Here is an 18,292-nt window from a genome sequence, read left to right as displayed (position 1 = left end):
GGACTTGCTCTCTTGCCGCCTCGATGCCACTCGAATTATTTTGGGTATAAAATCAGGCTTAGAAAGCGGTGGTGTCTTTGAAAAGACCCACTTTCAGATCGGTGGCGGTGTAAATTACACGGCCATCAACCAACACTTCACCATCTGCCAGGCCCATAATCAGGCGGCGATTGATAACGCGTTTGAAGTGAATACGGTAGGTGACTTTCTTCGCTGTAGGCAGAATCTGGCCGGCGAGTTTAACTTCACCCACGCCCAGTGCACGGCCTTTACCTTCACCGCCTAACCAGCCGAGGTAAAAACCTACCAGTTGCCACATCGCATCCAGACCCAGGCAACCAGGCATTACTGGATCGCCGATAAAGTGGCAACCGAAGAACCACAGGTCAGGATTAATATCTAATTCTGCTTCAACGTAACCTTTATCGAAGTTACCACCGTCTTCGGTCATCTTGACGACGCGGTCCATCATCAGCATGGATGGCGCAGGCAAACGTGGGCCTTCAGCACCAAACAGTTCGCCACGACCAGAGGCAAGAAGATCTTCTTTTGTATAGGATTCGCGTTTATCTACCATGTTTACAGTAAGCCTTATTGTAATGAAGCACGCATGTTAGCTAACACGTGTACGCTCAACAAGTCCGATCAGTTTTGATTGAACCAATTGAGCCAACGCAGTGGCCATGGATAGCGGTGCCGAATATCTTGCGCGGATGCCTGAGCGATTCGCTCTTGTACCGCACGCATGAGCGTATTTTGCCCTTCGCCATCCCAGGGCAGATTTGTTAATAAGGGTAGTGCATCAGTGACATCATCGATGGCCCAAATGGTGAATTGCCCTTGTTCTACAGCATCCAGAACGTCCTGGTGCAGGCAAAGGTGACGCACATTGGAAACAGGAATAATCACGCCTTGCTTGCCGGTAAACTCGCGTTGCTGGCAAATACGGAAGAAACCTTCAATCTTCTCATTCAGGCCGCCAACCGGTTGCACTCGACCAAACTGGTCTACGGAACCTGTCACCGCAATATGCTGATAAATAGGTACATTTGCCAGTGCGCTGATTAATGCGCAAAGTTCGGCCATTGAGGCGCTGTCGCCATCCACTTCACTATAAGACTGTTCAAAAGTCAGAGATGCAGAGAAGGGGATTTGCTGGTCAAGTTGTAATTCAGACATTAAAAATGCCTGCATGATCATCATGCCTTTCGCATGAATATTGCCGCCCAGCTCCGCTTTGCGTTCAACGTCAGTAAACTCACCATCACCGACATGCACCACACAGCTGATACGAGAAGGTTCACCAAATGCACGTGGATGCCCAGGGAACTCAATCACCGACAGGGCATTGATCTGCCCGACCATTTCACCTTCAGTTTCGATGAGGATCTGCTCAAGCAGAATTTCATCTTGCATACGTTCAGCAAGATAACCTTCACGCCACTCACGTTGTGCCAGCATTTGCGTTAGTTCGTCAGCACCGAAACTTTCTTCTTCAGTAAAGGCGGCAACTTCGCGCAACTGACGGCTAATCCACGATGGGCATAGCGGCAGTGTTTCCTGGTCACCGGTATAACGCACGGCTTCACGGATTAACACTTGCCATGCATCAGTTGCAGGGGTAGGCAGAGATTTTGATTTGGCTACCGCGTAAATCCACTGGCACCATAACGCCATATCATCAGCAGAGGCGATCTGCAGGTTTTCTTCAAATTCGCTATAAATCGCCGAAGTAGCCAGCTCAGGTTCCATATCCTGGAAGTCTGCCAGCGATTCGCGCTCGCCTACCAGAACCAGTTTCAGGCTCAATGGTAATGAAGGAATATTAATTGGCAGAGGACGCGTTTCGTCAGGTGAAATCCAGTCGAAGCGACCCTGAATGACCATTTGCTTTAGGCGTAACCACAATAGCGGTTGTGCGAGCACACTGCGCAATGACAGCACCAGAATGCCACCGTTTGCACGGTGAACCAGGCCTGGAGTCAGAGTAATTTCGCCTGCAAACTGACGCACGCAGCCAAACAGCTGGTCCGCTTCAATCCAGTCGGCAGCGACAACCTCAGACAGCCCCGCAAAATTGTCTTCTGCGGACTCGGCCGGGCGTAACGTTACGTGACTGCCTTCTACCAGATAATGACCGCCCGTCAGAGCGTTGTCATGCGACCAGCACTCGCGTGCTGCTTCGGTAATAAGATTAAGGTATTCGGCTTCTTCAGCGGCTTTTACCAGCATCAGATCGGCCGAGGCTACCGGTTGGCTGAGCTGCACCAGTCCGTAAGACAGACGGGGTTGCACAGCGGAGAAAGGGGCAGTTTCGGAATCATAAGGCTGTGCGAAAATTTCCTGATAGCTTTCGGTATCAGGTACAAGAGCACGCCATTCAAGTCGATTAGTCGTCAAAGTCGCTATTTATTAATTAGATGTCAAAGGCGCGATTATACAAGAATAGGGAAGGCAGCACACGGTTTATGCGGAGCGGCAAGTTTACTTAGCTCACAGCTTTCATTTTTCAGGTAAGCGAAAATAAAAAAAACTGTTATTCTGAAATGAGTTACACGGTCACACTGAGATCGCAATGAAATATCAACAGTTGGAAAATCTCGAGAGCGGCTGGAAGTGGAAGTATCTGGTCAAAAAACACCGCGAAGGCGAATTAATTACACGTTACATCGAAGCTAGTGCGGCGAAAGAAGCCGTTGATGAACTGTTACGCTTCGAAAATGAACCTGTGCTTGTGTTGAGTTGGATTGAGAAACATATGAATCCAGAGCTTCATAATCGTATGAAGCAAACTATCCGTGCGCGGCGTAAAAGGCACTTTAATGCCGAGCATCAACATACCCGTAAGAAGTCCATCGACCTTGAATATTTGGTTTGGCAGCGGTTAGCAGGGCTTGCTCATCGACGAGGATGCACTCTCTCAGAAACTATTGTGCAATTGATTGAAGATGCTGAGCGTAAAGAGCAATACGCCAATCAGATGTCATCGCTCAAACAGGATCTCCAGGCTTTGCTAGGCAAAGAGTAGAGGGGCGGTTGTATTGACCCAGAGTTCTATTTTTGGGTTCTGGGTATCCACCAAAGAATAAAAACAAAAAACCCCGCCTTAGCGGGGTTTTTTTATAACGGTAACTTATGCCGCAGGCTGAGTTACAACGTCTTTGATACCTTTAACTTCGATCTCTACGCGACGATCTGGAGCCAAGCAATCAATCAGTTTAGCTTTAGGAGCTACGTTATCACAGGTGTTGCCAGTAACTGGGTTAGATTCGCCCATACCGCGTGGGGAGATCTTGTTAGCTGGGATACCTTTAGAGATCAGGTAATCAACAACTGACTGTGCACGTTTTTCAGACAGTTTGTTGTTGTATTGATCGGAACCGATACGGTCGGTGAAGCCCAGAACTACAACAGAACCATCTTTCGGGTCGAGGTTGCTCAACTGAGTATACAGCTGATCCAGTGCTTGCTGACCTTCTGGTTTCAGAGTTGCTTTGTTGAAGTTGAACAGAACATCAGACTTCAGAGTGAAGTGCTTGGTCTGTACTTCTGGAGCTGGTGCTGGAGCTGGAGCTACTACTGGAGCTGCAACTTCGCCCTGACCGAAACGGTAAGAAACACCCAGGCTCAGCATGCCGTTGTCTGGACGAGTACCCACTGTTTGCGCGTCACCGATGTTGCTAACCCACTGGTAATCCAGACGAGTTGCGATATCACGGGTGATTGCATATTCAAGACCAACAGCAGCCAAAGGAGAAACACCGGTATCGTGATCGCTCAGGCGAGTAGTACCGTTGTTGTAGTTACCTTTAGAGTCTGCACGCCAAACCATACCACCCAGACGAGTATACAGGTCCAGATCGTCAGCAATTGGGTAGCTCAATTTAGCAGCCAGTTGAACGCCTTGCGCTTTGAAAGCACCGTTATCAACGCTGCCTTTATATGGCATACGACCTAACCAGTCGTAACCCATTTCAAAACCAACGTACGGGTTAACCTGGTAACCACCGAACGCACCAGCACCCAGTTGGCTGTTGTGAGTTGGGCCGTTGTTGTCCTTATAGCCGTTTCCGTAGAAACCGGTGTCATGGAACTGGGACCAACCCAACTTACCACCTGCATACCAGGTATTATCTTTCGGTGCGGCTTGCGCTACGGTAGCGAAGCCAGCCAGTGCCACTGCAATCGCGATAGCTGTCTTTTTCATTTTTTGCGCCTCATTATCATCCAAAAAGGCCATGAGCTTTAAAATCGCTCTAAAGCCCAGGGTTAAATCCTTCGCCCGAGTTTATGCTCACTTGTTACTCTACCGATCAATCGGTGTTATGAAGAGCAACCCTGGCGAGCTAAAGTCTACAACGTAGTTTAAAACTTACAAGTGTGAAGTCCGTCAGGCATATGAAAAAAAACGACTTGTATACACATTTTTTAACATTTTTGCGCGTAATTCACACTCTAAAGATTTGCTGGAAGGCCGCCTGGAGCGGCTTGGGACGCGGATTCTTGATAATTCACAATGAATTGTCAAGAGTTCATAAAAAGTTCCAGGAATTCTCTTAAATTTACTTAATGATACAAACTAGAATGAATTTTTAGCTCACTTCGTGGTCGACACCCTGTTTCCGAGATACGGATTGGACGCATAATGAAGCCGATCGCATTCCCTATTTCGGCGGCAGATGACAGTTGCGAATGCTCTTCATCCGTCAATTCTTCCGGTAACCAACCGATAACAACACTGTAATTTCCTGTCTGTAATGCTTTTACCATAGCATCTACTGTGAAAAGTGGATCTAACTGGCTCACGTGCATAACTTTTGCCAGCGGAAGACCTGCTGATTGTACCCACTGACGACTTAATTTCTGCTGTGGTGTTAGCCACAGCTGCCAGCGTGACTGTTGCCCCAGTTGTTGAAGCAGTGGCAATAAAACCAGCTGTGTAACCCATGGCTGATCTTCGCTGTAGATCACTTCACTGATCAACCCTTTAATTTTGTTACCTGCTGATGACTGGGCCACAGAAGGCACAGCATTTGTAACAGTGGCAACCTGAGTTCGAACGTTATGTGAATGCATAGTTAATCCCGCCTGATGGGTTACTGTATGGATATACAGTAATGCCTGTTTGGATAAAGATCAATCTAAATTTCGGAAAGTGTCTCGCAATTTCATCATGTAATTCGACGGAAAGTGAGAATGTGATTGCGGTGAGTGATTAGGTTACTTATTTTCGTACTACAGGAAGCAGTAATAAACCGTGATGATGCGTTACTACATGATATTTAGGGATATATTCATGAAAAATAAATCATATGCAAGGATTCATCAGTCCAAAGAATACTTATCTCCACTAGGGGAAATAGGCTGCCGATCGCTATTTGGTGGATATAGCCTGACGGTAGAAAATGTTGTGTTTGCTATGGTTTCAGAAGGGGAGCTCTACCTGCGAGCTTGTGAACAAACGGAAGTCTATTTTGTTAAACGAGCCTCACCGCCTCTGCTTTACAATAAACGTGGACGTACTATTGAACTCAATTATTACCGCGTTGATGAGGGGTTGTGGAGCGATCGGGAAAAGCTAGTGCAACTGTCAATGGATGCTCTATTCAGTGCCCGGCGCCAAAAATCCCGGCAGCGTGCTCAGCAAAGGCTTAAAGATTTACCCAATTTAACGCACAGTCTGGAAATGATGTTGTGGGAAGTCGGTATTGCCGATGTGCGTACCCTTCATGCCTACGGCGCAAAGCGCTCCTGGATAAAGCTTAGAGGCATTAAGAAAGGGCTTGGCGTACAGGTATTGCTGGCATTAGCTGGTGCTATTTGCGGAATTCATGAGGCTGCACTCCCGGCGGCAACGCGCCAGGAGTTGGTCGAGTGGGGGCATCATTACGAGAAACGCCAAAGGCGTTAATCGTGTTGTTGCGACACAAGTTGTTGAAGGCGCGATATCTCAGGTAATAGCGCAACCAGCAGACCAACCTGCTGAAGCACCAGTGGCTCTTTGGAGTCTGGTTGCGGTTCAAGTGTGGTTATACGTTCAGATAGTCCCTGAAGTGCTTTTTGTACTCGCTCTTCATCTGTTGGCAGGTGATGAAGTGCATCGTCGACGTAGCACACAGCATCATCAAGCAGGAGCAAAATATCCTCGTTGGTCAGTCTTTCACGATGTGCACCCAACGCTGAAATATAGCTGTTGAAGGTATGATTCAGGCACAATAGTCGAAATGCTGTTTCCCGCATCTCCGGTGAAACACGCGGTTCAGACGACATATTCGACACAACAGAAGCCAGTTCAGCATCTTTGTTATGTGCATCCCGGCGTGCAATACGGTACTCAAGCCTATTGTCACGACCCTGGTGATATTGCTCAAGAATCGCATCCAGATAACGGCAGTTAGCGTTAAATGCACGCTCCACCACTAATGGCAATCTGCGAAAACGCCAGTCAGGCCAGATAAAACTTACTGCGGCCCAGGCTATGGCACATCCTAATAAGGTATCGAAGATACGTGGCATTGCGACTTCAAACCCTTCGCCCAACAGGTTGAAACAGAGCAACACTAGCAAGGTGATAAACATGGTGGCGTGCGCATATTGTACGTTGCGAAAAGCAAAGAACAGCACGCCGGTAATCACAATTAAAACAAGCTGTCCTTCAATTGATGGCACAAAGAACAATACCGGAAGCCCGACGGCCACGCCCACCAAAGTACCAATAATACGCAAAGCCAAGCGTCGGCGAGTGGCGCTGTAGTTAGGCTGGCAAACAAAAAGGCTGGTCAACAGTATCCAGTAGCCATGTTTTAACCCGGTGAATTGAATAAACGCATAGCCGACGCATAGTACAACGGACATGCGCACCGCATGGCGGAATAACGCTGATTCTGGTGTTAAATTCCGTTTTAATCGCTGCCAGATATCACCAAAGCCAGTTAAGCGATCATCCAACAGTCGGTTTTCAATATCGCTGTGCGGAGCGGCGAGGGCTTGTTCAGATTCAATAGTTGCTAACTGAGCATCAATGGCGCGCAAATTACTCACCAGGAAGCCAAGTGCTTTTAATTCGCTGGCCAGAGACTGATCCGTTTTTAATCTCTCAATGGCGGCGTCAAGATGGGTAAACGCTCGCTCGAACCGTGGGTCATGTTGATATTTCACGCGTAATAAAACGGAGCGTGAAAGCTGCAAACAGGCCTGAGATTGCATGGTTAACAGGCGTTGAAAGCGAAACATGATGTCGCTGTAGCGAAACTTATCGCGCAGTGCCTGGTACTGGATGTGGGAAGAGCTGGCGCGCTCATGAATATCCTGAGCGACAAAATAGTAGTGCAGAGTCCGCCGAGTGCCTCGCTGCCCACGATCTCCGCGTAAGCGTGTCAGCAACGAGCCTTTGGTTTGATTCAACATTGTCACAAGCTGGCTATTCGCCATCGCAAGTTCAAGCATTGGTGCCTGACTTTCTTCTTCGATATCGGGGTCAAATAGGGTTGCTTTGACTTCGAGATAACGCGCGAGGCTTTCATAACAGCGTGCCAGGTTATCCTGAAGCGGTCGAATCGGGAATATAAGATGCCCAGCAAGTGTCAGTAAGTTGTACCAGATGGCACCTGCCAACAGCAAAATAGGTTGTTGATACCAGTGATCGTACAAAGAAATGCCGAGCATGGTATAGATGGCGATAAGCAGCGCCCCAAAAGCGATAGTGGCGTAACGCTGACCTAATCCTCCCAGAAGAATAAACCCGCTGGTGGAAACCATTAGCCCAATACCAAACAGTACAGGCCATGGATATAACAACTCCACCGATGCGGAAGCGATGAAGAAACTAACCAAAGTAATCAGAAGATTACGTAAACGCCCGGTGAGACGGTCATCTAAATCTGCAAGAGCTGCGGCAACAACGCCAAGCGTTAACGGAATAGTGAGCTTGACCTCGCCCAACCACCATGGGAAGGCAGCGGTGCCCGTAAGCGCAATGAAAATACGTAAGTTATAGAGCCAGGTGCTGTTCCAGGTATAGCGGCGCAGAATTGGGCTAAGCATTAATACTCACTATTCTTGTCAAATTTACTGGAAACGACGTCGTGCATTAGCTTCACGTGCAGCCTGTGCCGTTTCTACAGAAACGACACGGCGACCCACTGGCCAAAGTGCAATCGCTGCTATCTTGAAGTTAGCGATTCCTACAGGAATACCGATAATAGTGATGCACTGTGCAATCCCGGTACAAATGTGCAGCACACATAGCCACCAGCCGAAAAATACTAGCCAGAGAATGTTTAGCAGCGTGCCGCCGGTGTTCAGGATGGCGCTTTTACCCTGCGGGTTGAGCTCATCAACATGAACCGCTTCATTGCCATACGGAACGAACGAGAGTTTAGTTATCTCCCAGCAGGAACGAGTCAGCGGGAGAGTGAAAATAAAAATGATACTGACGAGAGTGGCCAGCAACCAAGAGAGAGTGGTGAGGAAACCACCCAGTACAAAGTTCAATACATTAAGGACTGTACGCATAATCACTCTTTGTTGGTATGAATGTAGATAAATGAATAACCACAGCAATTGTAACGCGTTTTTACTCTGGAGCGTCATTCCTTCGACGGGTAAACTTAACCACAACCATTTTTTGGATCAGGCAAAGCGTAATGGAATTGAAAGCGACCTCCCTTGGCAAACATTTAGCACAACATCCCTACAATCGGGTGAGATTACTGACTGCGGGTGTCGAGGTAAAGGGCGATCGTCATGAATACCTTATTCCATTCAATCAGTTAATCGCAATTAATTGCAAGCGTGGTCTGGTTTGGGGCGAGCTGGAATTTGTCTTGCCCGATGATAAAGTCGTGCGTTTGCATGGTACGGAATGGAGTGAAACGCAGCACTTTTATCATCACCTGAACGAACTCTGGCAGAACTGGAGCACTGAAATGAGCGAAGTGGCAGCTCAGGTGCTACAACAGCAATATGCCGAAATAACGCGCAGGATTCAGCAAGAGAAATGGTTCAAACGCAGTGATATGCAGGCGTTACAGCAAAATGTTCGCGCTGCGTTTTCAGCACTACCGCTGCCATTAGCACGGCTTGATGAATTCGAAAATTGCCGCGAACTTTGGTTTCATTGTAAAGCCTGGCTTGAACAAGGTGATACGCGCCGCCATCAACGCAATACCGCTTTTACCAATCACATGCTGGAAAAGTATGCTGACTTTTTCCAGCACATAGAAAGTTCTCCTCTGAATCCTTCTCAGGCTCGTGCCGTCGTCAATGGCGAAGATTCGCTATTAGTGCTCGCGGGGGCGGGGAGTGGCAAAACCTCCGTTCTTGTTGCACGTGCCGGTTGGCTATTACAACGCGGCGAAGCCAGTGAAGAACAAATCCTGCTGCTGGCATTTGGGCGCAAAGCTGCGCAGGAGATGGATCAGCGGATTGCTGAACGCTTGAATACCGATGCTATCTCCGCGCGTACGTTTCATGCTCTTGCATTGCATATCATTCAGCAAGGAAGCAAAAAAGTGCCGCGTGTTAGCGAGCTGGAATCCGATACTACGGCACGCCACCAATTGCTAATTGAAAGCTGGCAACAGCAGTGTCGTGAGAAAAAAGCGCAGGCTAAAGGTTGGCGTGAGTGGTTGCGAGATGAGCTGCAATGGGAAGTGCCGGAAGGTGAATACTGGAAAGATGAACGTTTAGCTAAACGTCTGGCAAGTCGGTTAGATCGGTGGTTGGGGTTAATGCGTATGCATGGTGGTTCGCAGGCAGAAATGATTGCTGCAGCGCCTGAGGATATCCGCGATCTCTTTGCCAAACGCGTCAAGCTAATGGCCCCGTTACTGAAAAGTTGGAAAACTGCGCTGAAAGCTGAAGAAGCAGTCGATTTTTCGGGCTTAATTCATCAGGCAATTAATGTGCTGGAAAAGGGGCGGTTTATTAGCCCGTGGAAGCATATTTTAGTGGATGAATTTCAGGACATCTCGCCGCAGCGTGCAGCACTGCTGGCGGCACTCAGAAAACAAAACTCGCATACTTCGCTATATGCGGTGGGTGATGACTGGCAGGCAATTTATCGATTCAGTGGTGCAGAAATGTCGCTGACCACCGCTTTTGCTCACCATTTTGGCGATGCAGACCAGTGCGCGTTAGATACCACTTATCGCTTCAACGATCGCATAGGTGAAATAGCGAATCTGTTCGTACAGCAAAATCCGCATCAGTTGGCTAAGCCATTAAACAGTCTATCTAAAGGTGATAAAAAATCCGTCACGTTATTGGCTGATGACCAGTTCGAAGCACTGCTGGATAAGATGAGCGGATATGTGAATCCGCAGCAGCGCATTCTGGTTCTGGCCCGTTACCATCATTTACGCCCGGCGATTCTGGAAAAGGCAGCAACACGCTGGCCAAAGCTCACCATTGATTTTATGACTATTCATGCCAGTAAAGGGCAGCAGGCTGACTACGTTGTGGTGTTGGGCTTACAGCAGGGTAAAGATGGTTTCCCGGCTGTAGCACGAGAATCGGTAATGGAAAAGGCATTATTGCCGCAGCCGGAAGATTATCCTGATGCTGAAGAAAGGCGATTATTGTATGTGGCGATGACGCGGGCCCGTCATCGAGTCTGGCTTTTATTCAACAAACAGGAACCGTCCAGTTTTGTCGATATCCTGAAACATCTTGGCGTGCCCGCAGCAAACCGACCGTAATTACTTCAGTCGTTCTGCCAGATAACGTGCGTAATCGGGGATTAAAATTTCAACTGCCTGATTAAAACCCGGTGACTGAATAATAAAATCGGCGGTTGATAAGTTAGTTGCAACAGGTATGTTCCACACAGTTGCCAGACGTAGCAATGCTTTAACGTCAGGATCGTGTGGAACTGCATTAAGCGGGTCCCAGAAGAAAATCAGCACATCAATTTTCCCTTCGGAAATCAAAGCACCGACTTGCTGATCGCCACCCATCGGGCCGCTAAGCATAGCGTTGACATCAAGACCGCTGCCACGCTGGATGAGATTTCCGGTGGTGCCGGTCGCGTACAATACGTGATGTGAAAGATTAACTTTATGGCGCTCAACCCATTTCAATAAGGCATCTTTACAGTGGTCATGCGCAACCAGCGCAATATGTTTTTTTTCCCCCAGGGTGCGGGTCGTTAATTCCATTGGTTAATCCTGATTGATTTATATTGGCTACAGCTTACTGGAAGCCACTGATGCTGCAAGAGAAGGGTGTCAAAAATGCGGGATTTGGAAGTCAATTATTGCGTTGGATTATCTTTTACCCATTGCAAGAAACGGTCTCGGGTAGGTTTATCTGCTTGTAGAAACCAATATCTGAGGCGCTGCTCGATTAACGTATCGGATTGACGAGGCGGAGCGTCGAGTTCAGATGTTTTCGAGAGTAGTTCGCTGTCGTCTGCCATCATCGTGGCAAATCCTTTTACCGCTGCCGTTTTCCCCGATTTGTTGTAGACCTGAGTATCCCGCTCGTAGTCGATTCCCTGTGATGCGTTTTTAACCGGCAAAATATCCACTTTCGATGGGATGACTCCAGCATCACCATCGAGCAACTGAAGATGAGGTGCCAGGTCAAATTCATCGCTGTCTTTATCATTTTCAATCCGTGGGATATTGAAATTTACCTGGCTGACTTCTTTGGTATTGAAACTCACCACTAAAGGTGGGGAAATATAAAGGCGCTGTTCTCGCGTGTTGGTTCTGATATTTTTTTCTACACGAAATACTAGCTGATGCGGACCGTTGTCCAACTCAATGCTATCAGCACCTCTTAGCAAAGAACTGGAAACTTTTTTCCCATCCAGTACCAGCAAGTCAATCTCTGTGGACAGACGCAGGGTTGTCGCCCTCGATTCACCAGGCAAAAGAAGGATCCAACATAGTGCGATTAAGAACACGGTTCTCATCAATTTCTCCTGCCTGAGGGTAAATAGGACCATCCCTTACTGAATGTTTCAAAGTTTTTCATATGGACGGTTCATTAACATATAGACATATTCTCAATAATTGCTCTACTACCTGCGTATGGGAAAGATGGTGAGTCAGTAACGGATGACATACACTTTTGATTACTGAGTCCCAGCGGAGAGAGTGATGAAACAGGCTGATATCGAAACTATTCTAAAAGATACCCGAACCATTGCGCTGGTCGGTGCCAGTGATAAGCCAGATCGCCCAAGCTATCGGGTGATGGCGTATTTGCTCGATCAAGGATATGAAGTGATCCCGGTGTCCCCAAAAGTGGCGGGTAAAACCCTGTTAGGGCAGCAGGGTTATGGCTCACTTGCAGAAATACCTAAGAAAGTTGATATGGTCGACGTGTTCAGAAATTCGGAAGCAGCATGGGAAGTGGCACGCGAAGCGATAGCCATTGGCGCCAAAACGTTATGGATGCAGTTAGGCGTGATTAATGAGCAAGCTGCTGTCCTTGCGCAAGATGCCGGTTTAAACGTGGTGATGGATAAATGTCCGGCGATTGAAATACCAAGACTAGGTCTGGCTAAATAATAAAAACCCCGCGATTGCGGGGTTTTTGCTAATTACGTAAGCGAGGTGCCTGAAGTTGCTGCCGTATCGAAGCCGCCAATTCATCCATCGACGGTTGTTCGGGATGCTCGTCTTGTGACTCCCCACTTAACTGGGCTTCAGCAAGATAGGTGTGCACAGCCTGGCCATCATCATCTTCCATCACTACATGATACCAGGGCGCACTACGGAGGGCATCGTTGTCGGCCAGTTCATCTTCTGCAGGTTCATCCAGAGAGTATTCCGGGTCGATATCGACCACTACCCCCAGATAACCCAACAAAGAGTGTCGTACTTGCTGGCCTATGCCGAATTTGCTGGCAATCATAGTCACCTCCTGAGAAACATTACCTGCCATTAATGTGCGGGCAAGTTTTTGTAATTCAAGTTACATGATGCGACAGGCAAACCCTTTCAGATACAGCCCTTCCGGGTAGGTGGCGATCACAGGGTGATCTGCGGCCTGGCGGAACTGCTCTATAAATTGTACATCACGCCCGGCATCTACGGCGGCATCAGCGATGATTTTCTGGAATAAATCTGTCGTCATTAAACCAGAACATGAGAACGTCATCAGAATGCCACCCGGATTCAACAGCTGAATTGCCAACATATTGATATCTTTGTAACCACGGCAGGCACCCATCAGTTGGTTCTTATTCTCGACGAATTTTGGTGGGTCCATAATGATAACGTCGAACTTCTCACCCCGATCGCGGTATTTGCGCAGCAGTTTGAATACATCATCACGCACGAAATCAGCTTTGCTCAGGTCGAGTTTGTTCAGCTCAACGTTTTGCTTCGCAACATCTAATGCATCCTGGGATGTATCAACACTGACAACCTGGCTGCAGCCACCCATTAATGCGGAAACCGCAAAACCGCCGGTGTAAGAGAAGCAGTTCAGCACGCGCTTATCTTTCACATACTGGCGAGTTGCAAAGCGGCTGTCGCGCTGGTCAAGGTAGTAACCCGTTTTATGGCCGCCTTTAATATCGACCAGCAACTTCATGCCGTGTTCTTCGATTGGCAACAAATCAGGTGGCAGTTCACCGCTGATCGGGCCTTGCGTCAATTCCATTCCTTCTTTCTTACGAACCGCAACATCGGAACGATCGTAAATAGCGCATTCTGGATAGAGATTTTGCAAAGCAGCAACCAGCGCAGGGCGTTGATATTCAGCGCCAGCGGAAAGTAATTGCAGCACAAGGAAGTTGCCGAAGCGGTCAATCGTCACGCCTGGCAAACCATCAGACTCGCCAGCAATCAGACGATAACTATCCAGCCCGTCACGAGCCGCGAGCCATTCACGCCACACCTGTGCCTGCTGCAAACGACGAGTGAAGAAATCGATGTCGATGCTTTCATTCGCATCGAAAGTCCAGACGCGCGCACGGATTTGCGAAGATGGTGAATAAGCGGCGCGTGCCAGCCATTTGCCATTGCTGTCCACGACATCAATTGTTTCACCGAGATTGGCTTTGCCTTCCATGCGTGCAACAGCACCAGAAAACACCCACGGATGACGGCGCAATAACGATTTTTCGCGCCCTTTGGTTAACACTAAACGTACACTCATAATTTGCTATGCTTTCTTGCTAAGAATTTGGCGCCATTTTCCGGGTTAGACCGGCTAAATGCAACGCAAGAACCCGAAACGGAGGAAGTTATGGCCACAGTATGCACACTTGCCTGGGTCCACGGCCTGGTTCAGGGGGTTGGGTTCCGCTACAGCACCCAGCGTGAAGGGTTAAAACTGGGGTTAACCGGTTATGCCCGTAATATGGATGATGGTAGCGTTGAGGTTTTAGCCTGCGGCGAAGAGCTGCAGGTTGATAAACTTATCGCGTGGCTAAAAGCGGGAGGGCCACGCAGCGCTCGGGTCGATAAAGTGCTGACTGAGCCGCATCAACCCGATCGCCAATGCACCGATTTCAGTATTCGCTACTAAATGCACTTCACCGGCTTTGGCAGGCCTGCAATTTTGGTTGCCTGCTTAGCCGGCCCTTTTGGAAACAAACGGTACAGATAGCGGCTATTGCCTTTCTCTTCGCCAAATTTGTTAGCCATCGCTTTAACCAACATGCGAATCGCCGGGGAGGTATTAAATTCGAGGTAAAACTCGCGCACGAATCTCACTACTTCCCAGTGTTCAACTGCAAGGGTAATACCTTCATTGGCGGCAATAGCTTCGGCAAGCGGTTCACTCCACTCCTGGCTATTTTTCAGATAACCATCGGCATCTGTTTCTATTTCTCGGCCTTCAAACATCAACATAATTATTCTTTGCTCCAGACAAACTGGCGGCAGTGTAGCAAATTTTGGCGTGTCAGAAAAAACAAAGCCCCGCGATAGCGAGGCTTTGGATGGGGAACAAGCAGCGATTAGTCGCGGCTTGCGAAGCCCAGGATGCTCAACAGGCTGATAAAGATGTTGTACAGAGAAACGTACAAGCTCACCGTTGCGCGGATGTAGTTAGTTTCACCGCCGCGGATGATATTGCTGGTCTCAAACAAAATCGCGCCAGAAGAGATCAGAATAAATACCGCGCTGATTGCCAGGTGCAGAGCAGGCAGTTGCAGGAAGATGTTCGCAACCATACCCACCAACACCACGACTACGCCTGCCATCAGCATACCGCCGAGGAAGGACATGTCTTTTTTGGTGGTCAGCACATAAGCGGAGCAGCTAAAGAACACCAGCGCCGTGCCACCTAATGCCATACCAATCACATCACCCATACCGGCAGAGATGTAGGAGTTAAGCATTGGGCCTAGGATATACCCCAGGAACCCGGTGAACGCGAAGGCAGCAAGGATACCCGTCGGTTTATCAGCCAGGCGGTAAGTTAAAAACATCAGACCATACATACCAACCAGCGTCAGAATCAGACCTGGAGATGGCAGCATCAACACGGTGCTTGCGGTTGCGGTAATCGCAGAGAACGCCAGCGTCAGGCTGAGCAAGAAATAGGTATTACGCAGTACCTTGTGGGTACTTAGCAGTGACGAACGGTCACGCGAGGAAGTAATTATGCGATCCATTCAGAAACTCTCTCTTATTACAGGTGTATATGGTGACTGAGAATAATAGCCTCCTTTATTGCAAGGAAGCCCTTTTACCCATCTTTACCTTGCTCTGATTTAATTCACAGATTCGATATCTGTCATAAAACTCACTTATATGTGGCTGAAAATTATTGCTTTAATCATTTCCGATGCTAAGAGTGTTAACCGTACCGTCGTTAATAACTCAAATAAGGCGTGTTTAATGAAAGCAAATAACCACATCACAATTATCAGATCGTTTGTCGCTCTTGGCGTAGCTTGTGCAATTTCTGGAGCCTGGGCTGCCAATGTGCCAGCAGGAACAGAGTTGGCCGCAAAACAGGAATTAGTTCGTAACAACGGCAGCGAGCCAGCCTCGCTTGATCCTCATAAAGTCGAAAGTGATGTTGAGTTCAATCTTATTAGTGACTTCTTTGATGGGCTGGTGGTCGTGCGTAACGATGGTTCGATTGAACCAAGGCTTGCTGAAAAATGGGAAGAGAAAGATAACACCGTCTGGACGTTCCATCTTCGCCCTGGCCTTAAATGGTCCAACGGTGAGCCGATTACTGCCGAAGATGTAGTCTGGAGCTGGCAACGCCTGGCTGACCCCAAAACAGCCTCCCCATATGCCAGCTATCTCGGTGGTATGCATATCGCGAATGCTGCGGATATAGCACTTGGAAAACAAGCTCCTGATACGCTCGGTGTTAAAGCGCTCGATGCCAACACGCTACAAATTACTTTGACACAACCGACGGCTGCTTTCCTCGCCATGCTGGCGCACCCGTCTTTAGTAGCAATTGATAAAACGGTAGTTGAGAAATTTGGTGATAAATGGACGCAGCCGGGTAATTTCGTTAGTAGCGGTGCATATACACTTTCACAATGGGTGGTGAACGAGAAAGTTATTGGCTTGCGTAACAAGCAGTACTGGGACGACAGCCACACAGTCATCAATAAAGTGACTTATTTGCCGATCGCATCTGAAACTGCGGATATCAATCGCTATAAAGCGGGAGAGATAGACATTGTTTATACTTTGTCGCAAACACAGTTCGGCTCTTTAAAAAAATCCATTCCTGACCAGGTTCACGTTACGCCGAAACTGGCGACATACTATTACGAGTTCAACACTACCAAAGCGCCTTTCAATGATCCGCGTGTACGTCGGGCACTGAACATGGCGCTCGATAAAGACATTATTGCCGAAAGAGTATTAGGACAGGGGCAAATCCCAGCATGGGTGGTTAGCCAGAAGAAAATTGGCGGTGTGGAGATAAAATCCCCTGAGTACGCAAGCTGGACCCATGAGAAACGCGTTGCCGAAGCCAAAAAACTGCTTGAAGAGGCGGGATTCAATGCTTCTCATCCATTGAGCTTTAATTTGCTCTACAACACCTCTGAAAACCATAAGCGTATAGCCATTGCGGTCAGCTCGATGTGGAGCAAAAATCTGGGTGTTGAAGCGAAGCTGCAAAATCAGGAATGGAAAACTATGCTTGATACCATGCACAACGGGACTTTTGACGTCGTGCGATATGCGTGGGTTGCTGATTACGACGATGCCTCCACCTTCCTAAATACCTTCCGTACCGGTAATAGCGAGAATAACTCAAAGTATAGTAATGCGGCTTACGATGAGGCGCTGAATAATGCGGCTAAGGCAGATAATGTTGCAGATCGCGGCAAGTTCTACCAACAAGCCGAAGACCTGCTGGCGAAAGATGTACCAGCCATTCCGGTCTACCATTATGTTTTAGCCCAATTAGTGAAACCTTTTGTTGGCGGATACGCGCCAAACAATCTCGGTCAGTACTTTACTAGGGATATGTACATCAAAAAACACTGATGCTGGCGGCAGCACCAACGATAAAGTTGCTGTAAAATCTGCTATTAAACCAATCAAATTGTTGAAGTTTTACCCAAACAATACCGAATTGGTGATTAATCAGGCGAACGAACAAAATCGTGCTTTACATGAAGTATGGGGATGTTTATAGTTCGCCTCGTTGGAAGCGTGGCCGAGTGGTTGAAGGCACCGGTCTTGAAAACCGGCGATCCGAAAGGGTTCTAGAGTTCGAATCTCTACGCTTCCACCAACATTTTAGCCCCAGCTTAGAAATAAGCTGGGGCTTTTTCGTTTCTGTCGTTTATCACTCCAGGCTTACCCCTTCATCATCAACGCGCCACCCACCAGTCCAGGTACAAGTGTTTTTTAAACTAAGGGTACAGAGGATATTGTTATATCGACGCTGTCAGTCACGCCTCAGCGAGCAGAAGTCATAGATTTCACCAGAGCGTATGCAGGATTACGTGCAGTCATCGCGGCGCAGGACTCAATGCTAAGCAAAGATGCTAACCGTTCAGCGCTACGATGACGATGCAACTTTAGTTACCGCAGTCGTCAGCGGGCAGGCTTACGCCGTTGCAACTCCAGCGACTCTCGTTAATCACATAAAAAAACAGAATCCAAAACTGAATTTTGAACCAAAGATGACGCTGACCGTTTTTGATTTGGCGATTGGGCTGCAAAAAAACCAGCCTGAGTTAAAAGAAAAACTTAATGAGTGGATTGAAACCAATATTAAAAATGGAAAGTTAAATGCTATATACGAAAAGTATCATGGCGAACCAATTCCGCAGGAAATATTGAATCGATAAGATATATATGCAATTTAGAGTTAAGCTGTAATTACAGAAGTA

General features: G+C 47.9%; 20 protein-coding genes and 1 tRNA gene. 9 read left to right on the top strand and 12 right to left on the bottom strand.

Going from position 1 to position 18,292, the window contains the following annotated elements; genetic code table 11:
• Nucleotides 1-58: 58 nt before the first annotated feature.
• The gene (gene fabA, locus GC128_RS00730; RefSeq protein WP_034456318.1) at nucleotides 59-577 is read right to left on the bottom strand and encodes a bifunctional 3-hydroxydecanoyl-ACP dehydratase/trans-2-decenoyl-ACP isomerase; all 519 of its coding nucleotides are present in this window, start codon (nucleotides 575-577) and stop codon (nucleotides 59-61) included.
• A gap of 68 nt (nucleotides 578-645) precedes the next feature.
• Entirely contained in the window at nucleotides 646-2,400 is a 1,755-nt protein-coding gene (locus tag GC128_RS00725) for an AAA family ATPase (protein WP_151992686.1), read from the bottom strand.
• Nucleotides 2,401-2,575: 175 nt separating this feature from the next.
• Between GC128_RS00725 and matP the strand changes: the two genes are divergently transcribed.
• Nucleotides 2,576-3,028, top strand: a complete 453-nt coding sequence (matP, locus tag GC128_RS00720; protein WP_151992685.1) for a macrodomain Ter protein MatP — start codon at nucleotides 2,576-2,578, stop codon at nucleotides 3,026-3,028.
• Between the two features lie 105 nt (nucleotides 3,029-3,133).
• Here the strand turns inward: matP and ompA are convergent, their stop codons facing one another.
• Complete coding sequence (gene ompA, locus GC128_RS00715) at nucleotides 3,134-4,207, bottom strand: porin OmpA (protein ID WP_151992684.1); 1,074 nt, start codon at nucleotides 4,205-4,207, stop codon at nucleotides 3,134-3,136.
• A 359-nt stretch (nucleotides 4,208-4,566) separates the two neighbouring features.
• Nucleotides 4,567-5,076: an SOS-induced cell division inhibitor SulA gene (sulA, locus tag GC128_RS00710; protein WP_151992683.1), complete on the bottom strand. Its 510-nt coding sequence runs from the start codon at nucleotides 5,074-5,076 to the stop codon at nucleotides 4,567-4,569.
• A 220-nt stretch (nucleotides 5,077-5,296) separates the two neighbouring features.
• Here sulA and GC128_RS00705 point away from each other — a divergent pair, with 220 nt between their 5' ends.
• Nucleotides 5,297-5,911, top strand: a complete 615-nt coding sequence (locus GC128_RS00705) for a TfoX/Sxy family DNA transformation protein (protein ID WP_151992682.1) — start codon at nucleotides 5,297-5,299, stop codon at nucleotides 5,909-5,911.
• Here the strand turns inward: GC128_RS00705 and yccS are convergent.
• Both yccS and GC128_RS00695 read right to left on the bottom strand, forming a co-directional pair.
• On the bottom strand, nucleotides 5,908-8,043 hold the full coding sequence (gene yccS, locus GC128_RS00700; RefSeq protein ID WP_151992681.1) for a YccS family putative transporter: 2,136 nt from the start codon (nucleotides 8,041-8,043) through the stop codon (nucleotides 5,908-5,910). The genes GC128_RS00705 and yccS overlap by 4 nt on opposite strands.
• A 24-nt stretch (nucleotides 8,044-8,067) precedes the next feature.
• A complete protein-coding gene (locus tag GC128_RS00695; protein ID WP_034456313.1) occupies nucleotides 8,068-8,514 on the bottom strand; it encodes a YccF domain-containing protein in 447 nt (148 codons plus the stop codon).
• Nucleotides 8,515-8,645: 131 nt separating this feature from the next.
• Between GC128_RS00695 and helD the strand changes: the two genes are divergently transcribed.
• Complete coding sequence (gene helD / locus GC128_RS00690; protein WP_151992680.1) at nucleotides 8,646-10,700, top strand: DNA helicase IV; 2,055 nt, start codon at nucleotides 8,646-8,648, stop codon at nucleotides 10,698-10,700.
• Here helD and mgsA read toward each other — a convergent pair whose 3' ends face one another.
• Both mgsA and csgI read right to left on the bottom strand, forming a co-directional pair.
• Nucleotides 10,701-11,159 carry a methylglyoxal synthase gene (gene mgsA, locus GC128_RS00685; protein WP_064517611.1) on the bottom strand — a complete coding sequence of 153 codons (459 nt, stop codon included), beginning with the start codon at nucleotides 11,157-11,159 and terminating at the stop codon, nucleotides 10,701-10,703.
• 95 nt (nucleotides 11,160-11,254) lie between these two features.
• Nucleotides 11,255-11,920 (bottom strand): curli synthesis inhibitor, encoded by a 666-nt coding sequence (gene csgI, locus GC128_RS00680; RefSeq protein WP_151992679.1) that lies wholly within the window; start codon nucleotides 11,918-11,920, stop codon nucleotides 11,255-11,257.
• Nucleotides 11,921-12,107: 187 nt separating this feature from the next.
• Between csgI and GC128_RS00675 the strand changes: the two genes are divergently transcribed.
• The gene (locus GC128_RS00675) at nucleotides 12,108-12,521 is read left to right on the top strand and encodes a CoA-binding protein (protein ID WP_064517615.1); all 414 of its coding nucleotides are present in this window, start codon (nucleotides 12,108-12,110) and stop codon (nucleotides 12,519-12,521) included.
• Between the two features lie 28 nt (nucleotides 12,522-12,549).
• On the opposite strand, the gene hspQ is transcribed toward GC128_RS00675, so the two are convergent.
• Both hspQ and rlmI read right to left on the bottom strand, forming a co-directional pair.
• Nucleotides 12,550-12,867 (bottom strand): heat shock protein HspQ, encoded by a 318-nt coding sequence (gene hspQ / locus GC128_RS00670; RefSeq protein WP_034456306.1) that lies wholly within the window; start codon nucleotides 12,865-12,867, stop codon nucleotides 12,550-12,552.
• A gap of 60 nt (nucleotides 12,868-12,927) precedes the next feature.
• Nucleotides 12,928-14,118, bottom strand: a complete 1,191-nt coding sequence (gene rlmI, locus GC128_RS00665; protein WP_151992678.1) for a 23S rRNA (cytosine(1962)-C(5))-methyltransferase RlmI — start codon at nucleotides 14,116-14,118, stop codon at nucleotides 12,928-12,930.
• Between the two features lie 90 nt (nucleotides 14,119-14,208).
• Here rlmI and yccX point away from each other — a divergent pair, with 90 nt between their 5' ends.
• A complete protein-coding gene (gene yccX, locus GC128_RS00660) occupies nucleotides 14,209-14,490 on the top strand; it encodes an acylphosphatase (protein WP_151992677.1) in 282 nt (93 codons plus the stop codon).
• Here yccX and tusE read toward each other — a convergent pair.
• Together tusE and yccA are read right to left on the bottom strand one after the other, a co-directional pair.
• Nucleotides 14,487-14,816 (bottom strand): sulfurtransferase TusE, encoded by a 330-nt coding sequence (tusE, locus tag GC128_RS00655; protein ID WP_064517637.1) that lies wholly within the window; start codon nucleotides 14,814-14,816, stop codon nucleotides 14,487-14,489. The genes yccX and tusE overlap by 4 nt on opposite strands.
• 107 nt (nucleotides 14,817-14,923) lie before the next feature.
• Complete coding sequence (gene yccA, locus GC128_RS00650) at nucleotides 14,924-15,583, bottom strand: FtsH protease modulator YccA (RefSeq protein ID WP_034456301.1); 660 nt, start codon at nucleotides 15,581-15,583, stop codon at nucleotides 14,924-14,926.
• A gap of 226 nt (nucleotides 15,584-15,809) precedes the next feature.
• Between yccA and GC128_RS00645 the strand changes: the two genes are divergently transcribed.
• The 4 genes from GC128_RS00645 (at nucleotide 15,810) to GC128_RS00635 (ending at nucleotide 18,250) form a co-directional block, all read left to right on the top strand.
• Entirely contained in the window at nucleotides 15,810-17,438 is a 1,629-nt protein-coding gene (locus tag GC128_RS00645) for an ABC transporter substrate-binding protein (RefSeq protein ID WP_151992676.1), read from the top strand.
• A 162-nt stretch (nucleotides 17,439-17,600) separates the two neighbouring features.
• Nucleotides 17,601-17,688: transfer RNA gene (locus GC128_RS00640), tRNA-Ser, on the top strand.
• A 138-nt stretch (nucleotides 17,689-17,826) separates the two neighbouring features.
• Complete coding sequence (locus GC128_RS23265) at nucleotides 17,827-17,967, top strand: hypothetical protein (protein WP_407643431.1); 141 nt, start codon at nucleotides 17,827-17,829, stop codon at nucleotides 17,965-17,967.
• Complete coding sequence (locus GC128_RS00635; protein ID WP_267901616.1) at nucleotides 17,942-18,250, top strand: transporter substrate-binding domain-containing protein; 309 nt, start codon at nucleotides 17,942-17,944, stop codon at nucleotides 18,248-18,250. Before GC128_RS23265 ends, GC128_RS00635 begins: the two co-directional genes overlap by 26 nt.
• The last annotated feature ends 42 nt before the right edge of the window (nucleotides 18,251-18,292 follow it).

Source organism: Buttiauxella massiliensis (genome assembly GCF_902500225.1).
Lineage (GTDB): Bacteria > Pseudomonadota > Gammaproteobacteria > Enterobacterales > Enterobacteriaceae > Buttiauxella > Buttiauxella massiliensis.
Note: the sequence above shows the minus strand (reverse complement) of the source record. Positions and strands in the feature narration are given on the sequence as shown.

Bases quoted from the DNA above. Each gene is read 5' to 3' on its own strand.
- GC128_RS00675 (WP_064517615.1), top strand. From the start codon at position 12,108: ATGAAACAGGCTGATATCGAAACTATTCTAAAAGATACCCGAACCATT.
- yccS (WP_151992681.1), bottom strand. From the start codon at position 8,043: ATGCTTAGCCCAATTCTGCGCCGCTATACCTGGAACAGCACCTGGCTC.
- mgsA (WP_064517611.1), bottom strand. From the start codon at position 11,159: ATGGAATTAACGACCCGCACCCTGGGGGAAAAAAAACATATTGCGCTG.
- GC128_RS00635 (WP_267901616.1), top strand. From the start codon at position 17,942: ATGCTAACCGTTCAGCGCTACGATGACGATGCAACTTTAGTTACCGCA.
- sulA (WP_151992683.1), bottom strand. From the start codon at position 5,076: ATGCATTCACATAACGTTCGAACTCAGGTTGCCACTGTTACAAATGCT.
- hspQ (WP_034456306.1), bottom strand. From the start codon at position 12,867: ATGATTGCCAGCAAATTCGGCATAGGCCAGCAAGTACGACACTCTTTG.
- ompA (WP_151992684.1), bottom strand. From the start codon at position 4,207: ATGAAAAAGACAGCTATCGCGATTGCAGTGGCACTGGCTGGCTTCGCT.
- tusE (WP_064517637.1), bottom strand. From the start codon at position 14,816: ATGTTGATGTTTGAAGGCCGAGAAATAGAAACAGATGCCGATGGTTAT.
- GC128_RS00695 (WP_034456313.1), bottom strand. From the start codon at position 8,514: ATGCGTACAGTCCTTAATGTATTGAACTTTGTACTGGGTGGTTTCCTC.
- helD (WP_151992680.1), top strand. From the start codon at position 8,646: ATGGAATTGAAAGCGACCTCCCTTGGCAAACATTTAGCACAACATCCC.
- GC128_RS00645 (WP_151992676.1), top strand. From the start codon at position 15,810: ATGAAAGCAAATAACCACATCACAATTATCAGATCGTTTGTCGCTCTT.
- yccX (WP_151992677.1), top strand. From the start codon at position 14,209: ATGGCCACAGTATGCACACTTGCCTGGGTCCACGGCCTGGTTCAGGGG.
- rlmI (WP_151992678.1), bottom strand. From the start codon at position 14,118: ATGAGTGTACGTTTAGTGTTAACCAAAGGGCGCGAAAAATCGTTATTG.
- yccA (WP_034456301.1), bottom strand. From the start codon at position 15,583: ATGGATCGCATAATTACTTCCTCGCGTGACCGTTCGTCACTGCTAAGT.
- GC128_RS00705 (WP_151992682.1), top strand. From the start codon at position 5,297: ATGAAAAATAAATCATATGCAAGGATTCATCAGTCCAAAGAATACTTA.
- fabA (WP_034456318.1), bottom strand. From the start codon at position 577: ATGGTAGATAAACGCGAATCCTATACAAAAGAAGATCTTCTTGCCTCT.
- matP (WP_151992685.1), top strand. From the start codon at position 2,576: ATGAAATATCAACAGTTGGAAAATCTCGAGAGCGGCTGGAAGTGGAAG.
- csgI (WP_151992679.1), bottom strand. From the start codon at position 11,920: ATGAGAACCGTGTTCTTAATCGCACTATGTTGGATCCTTCTTTTGCCT.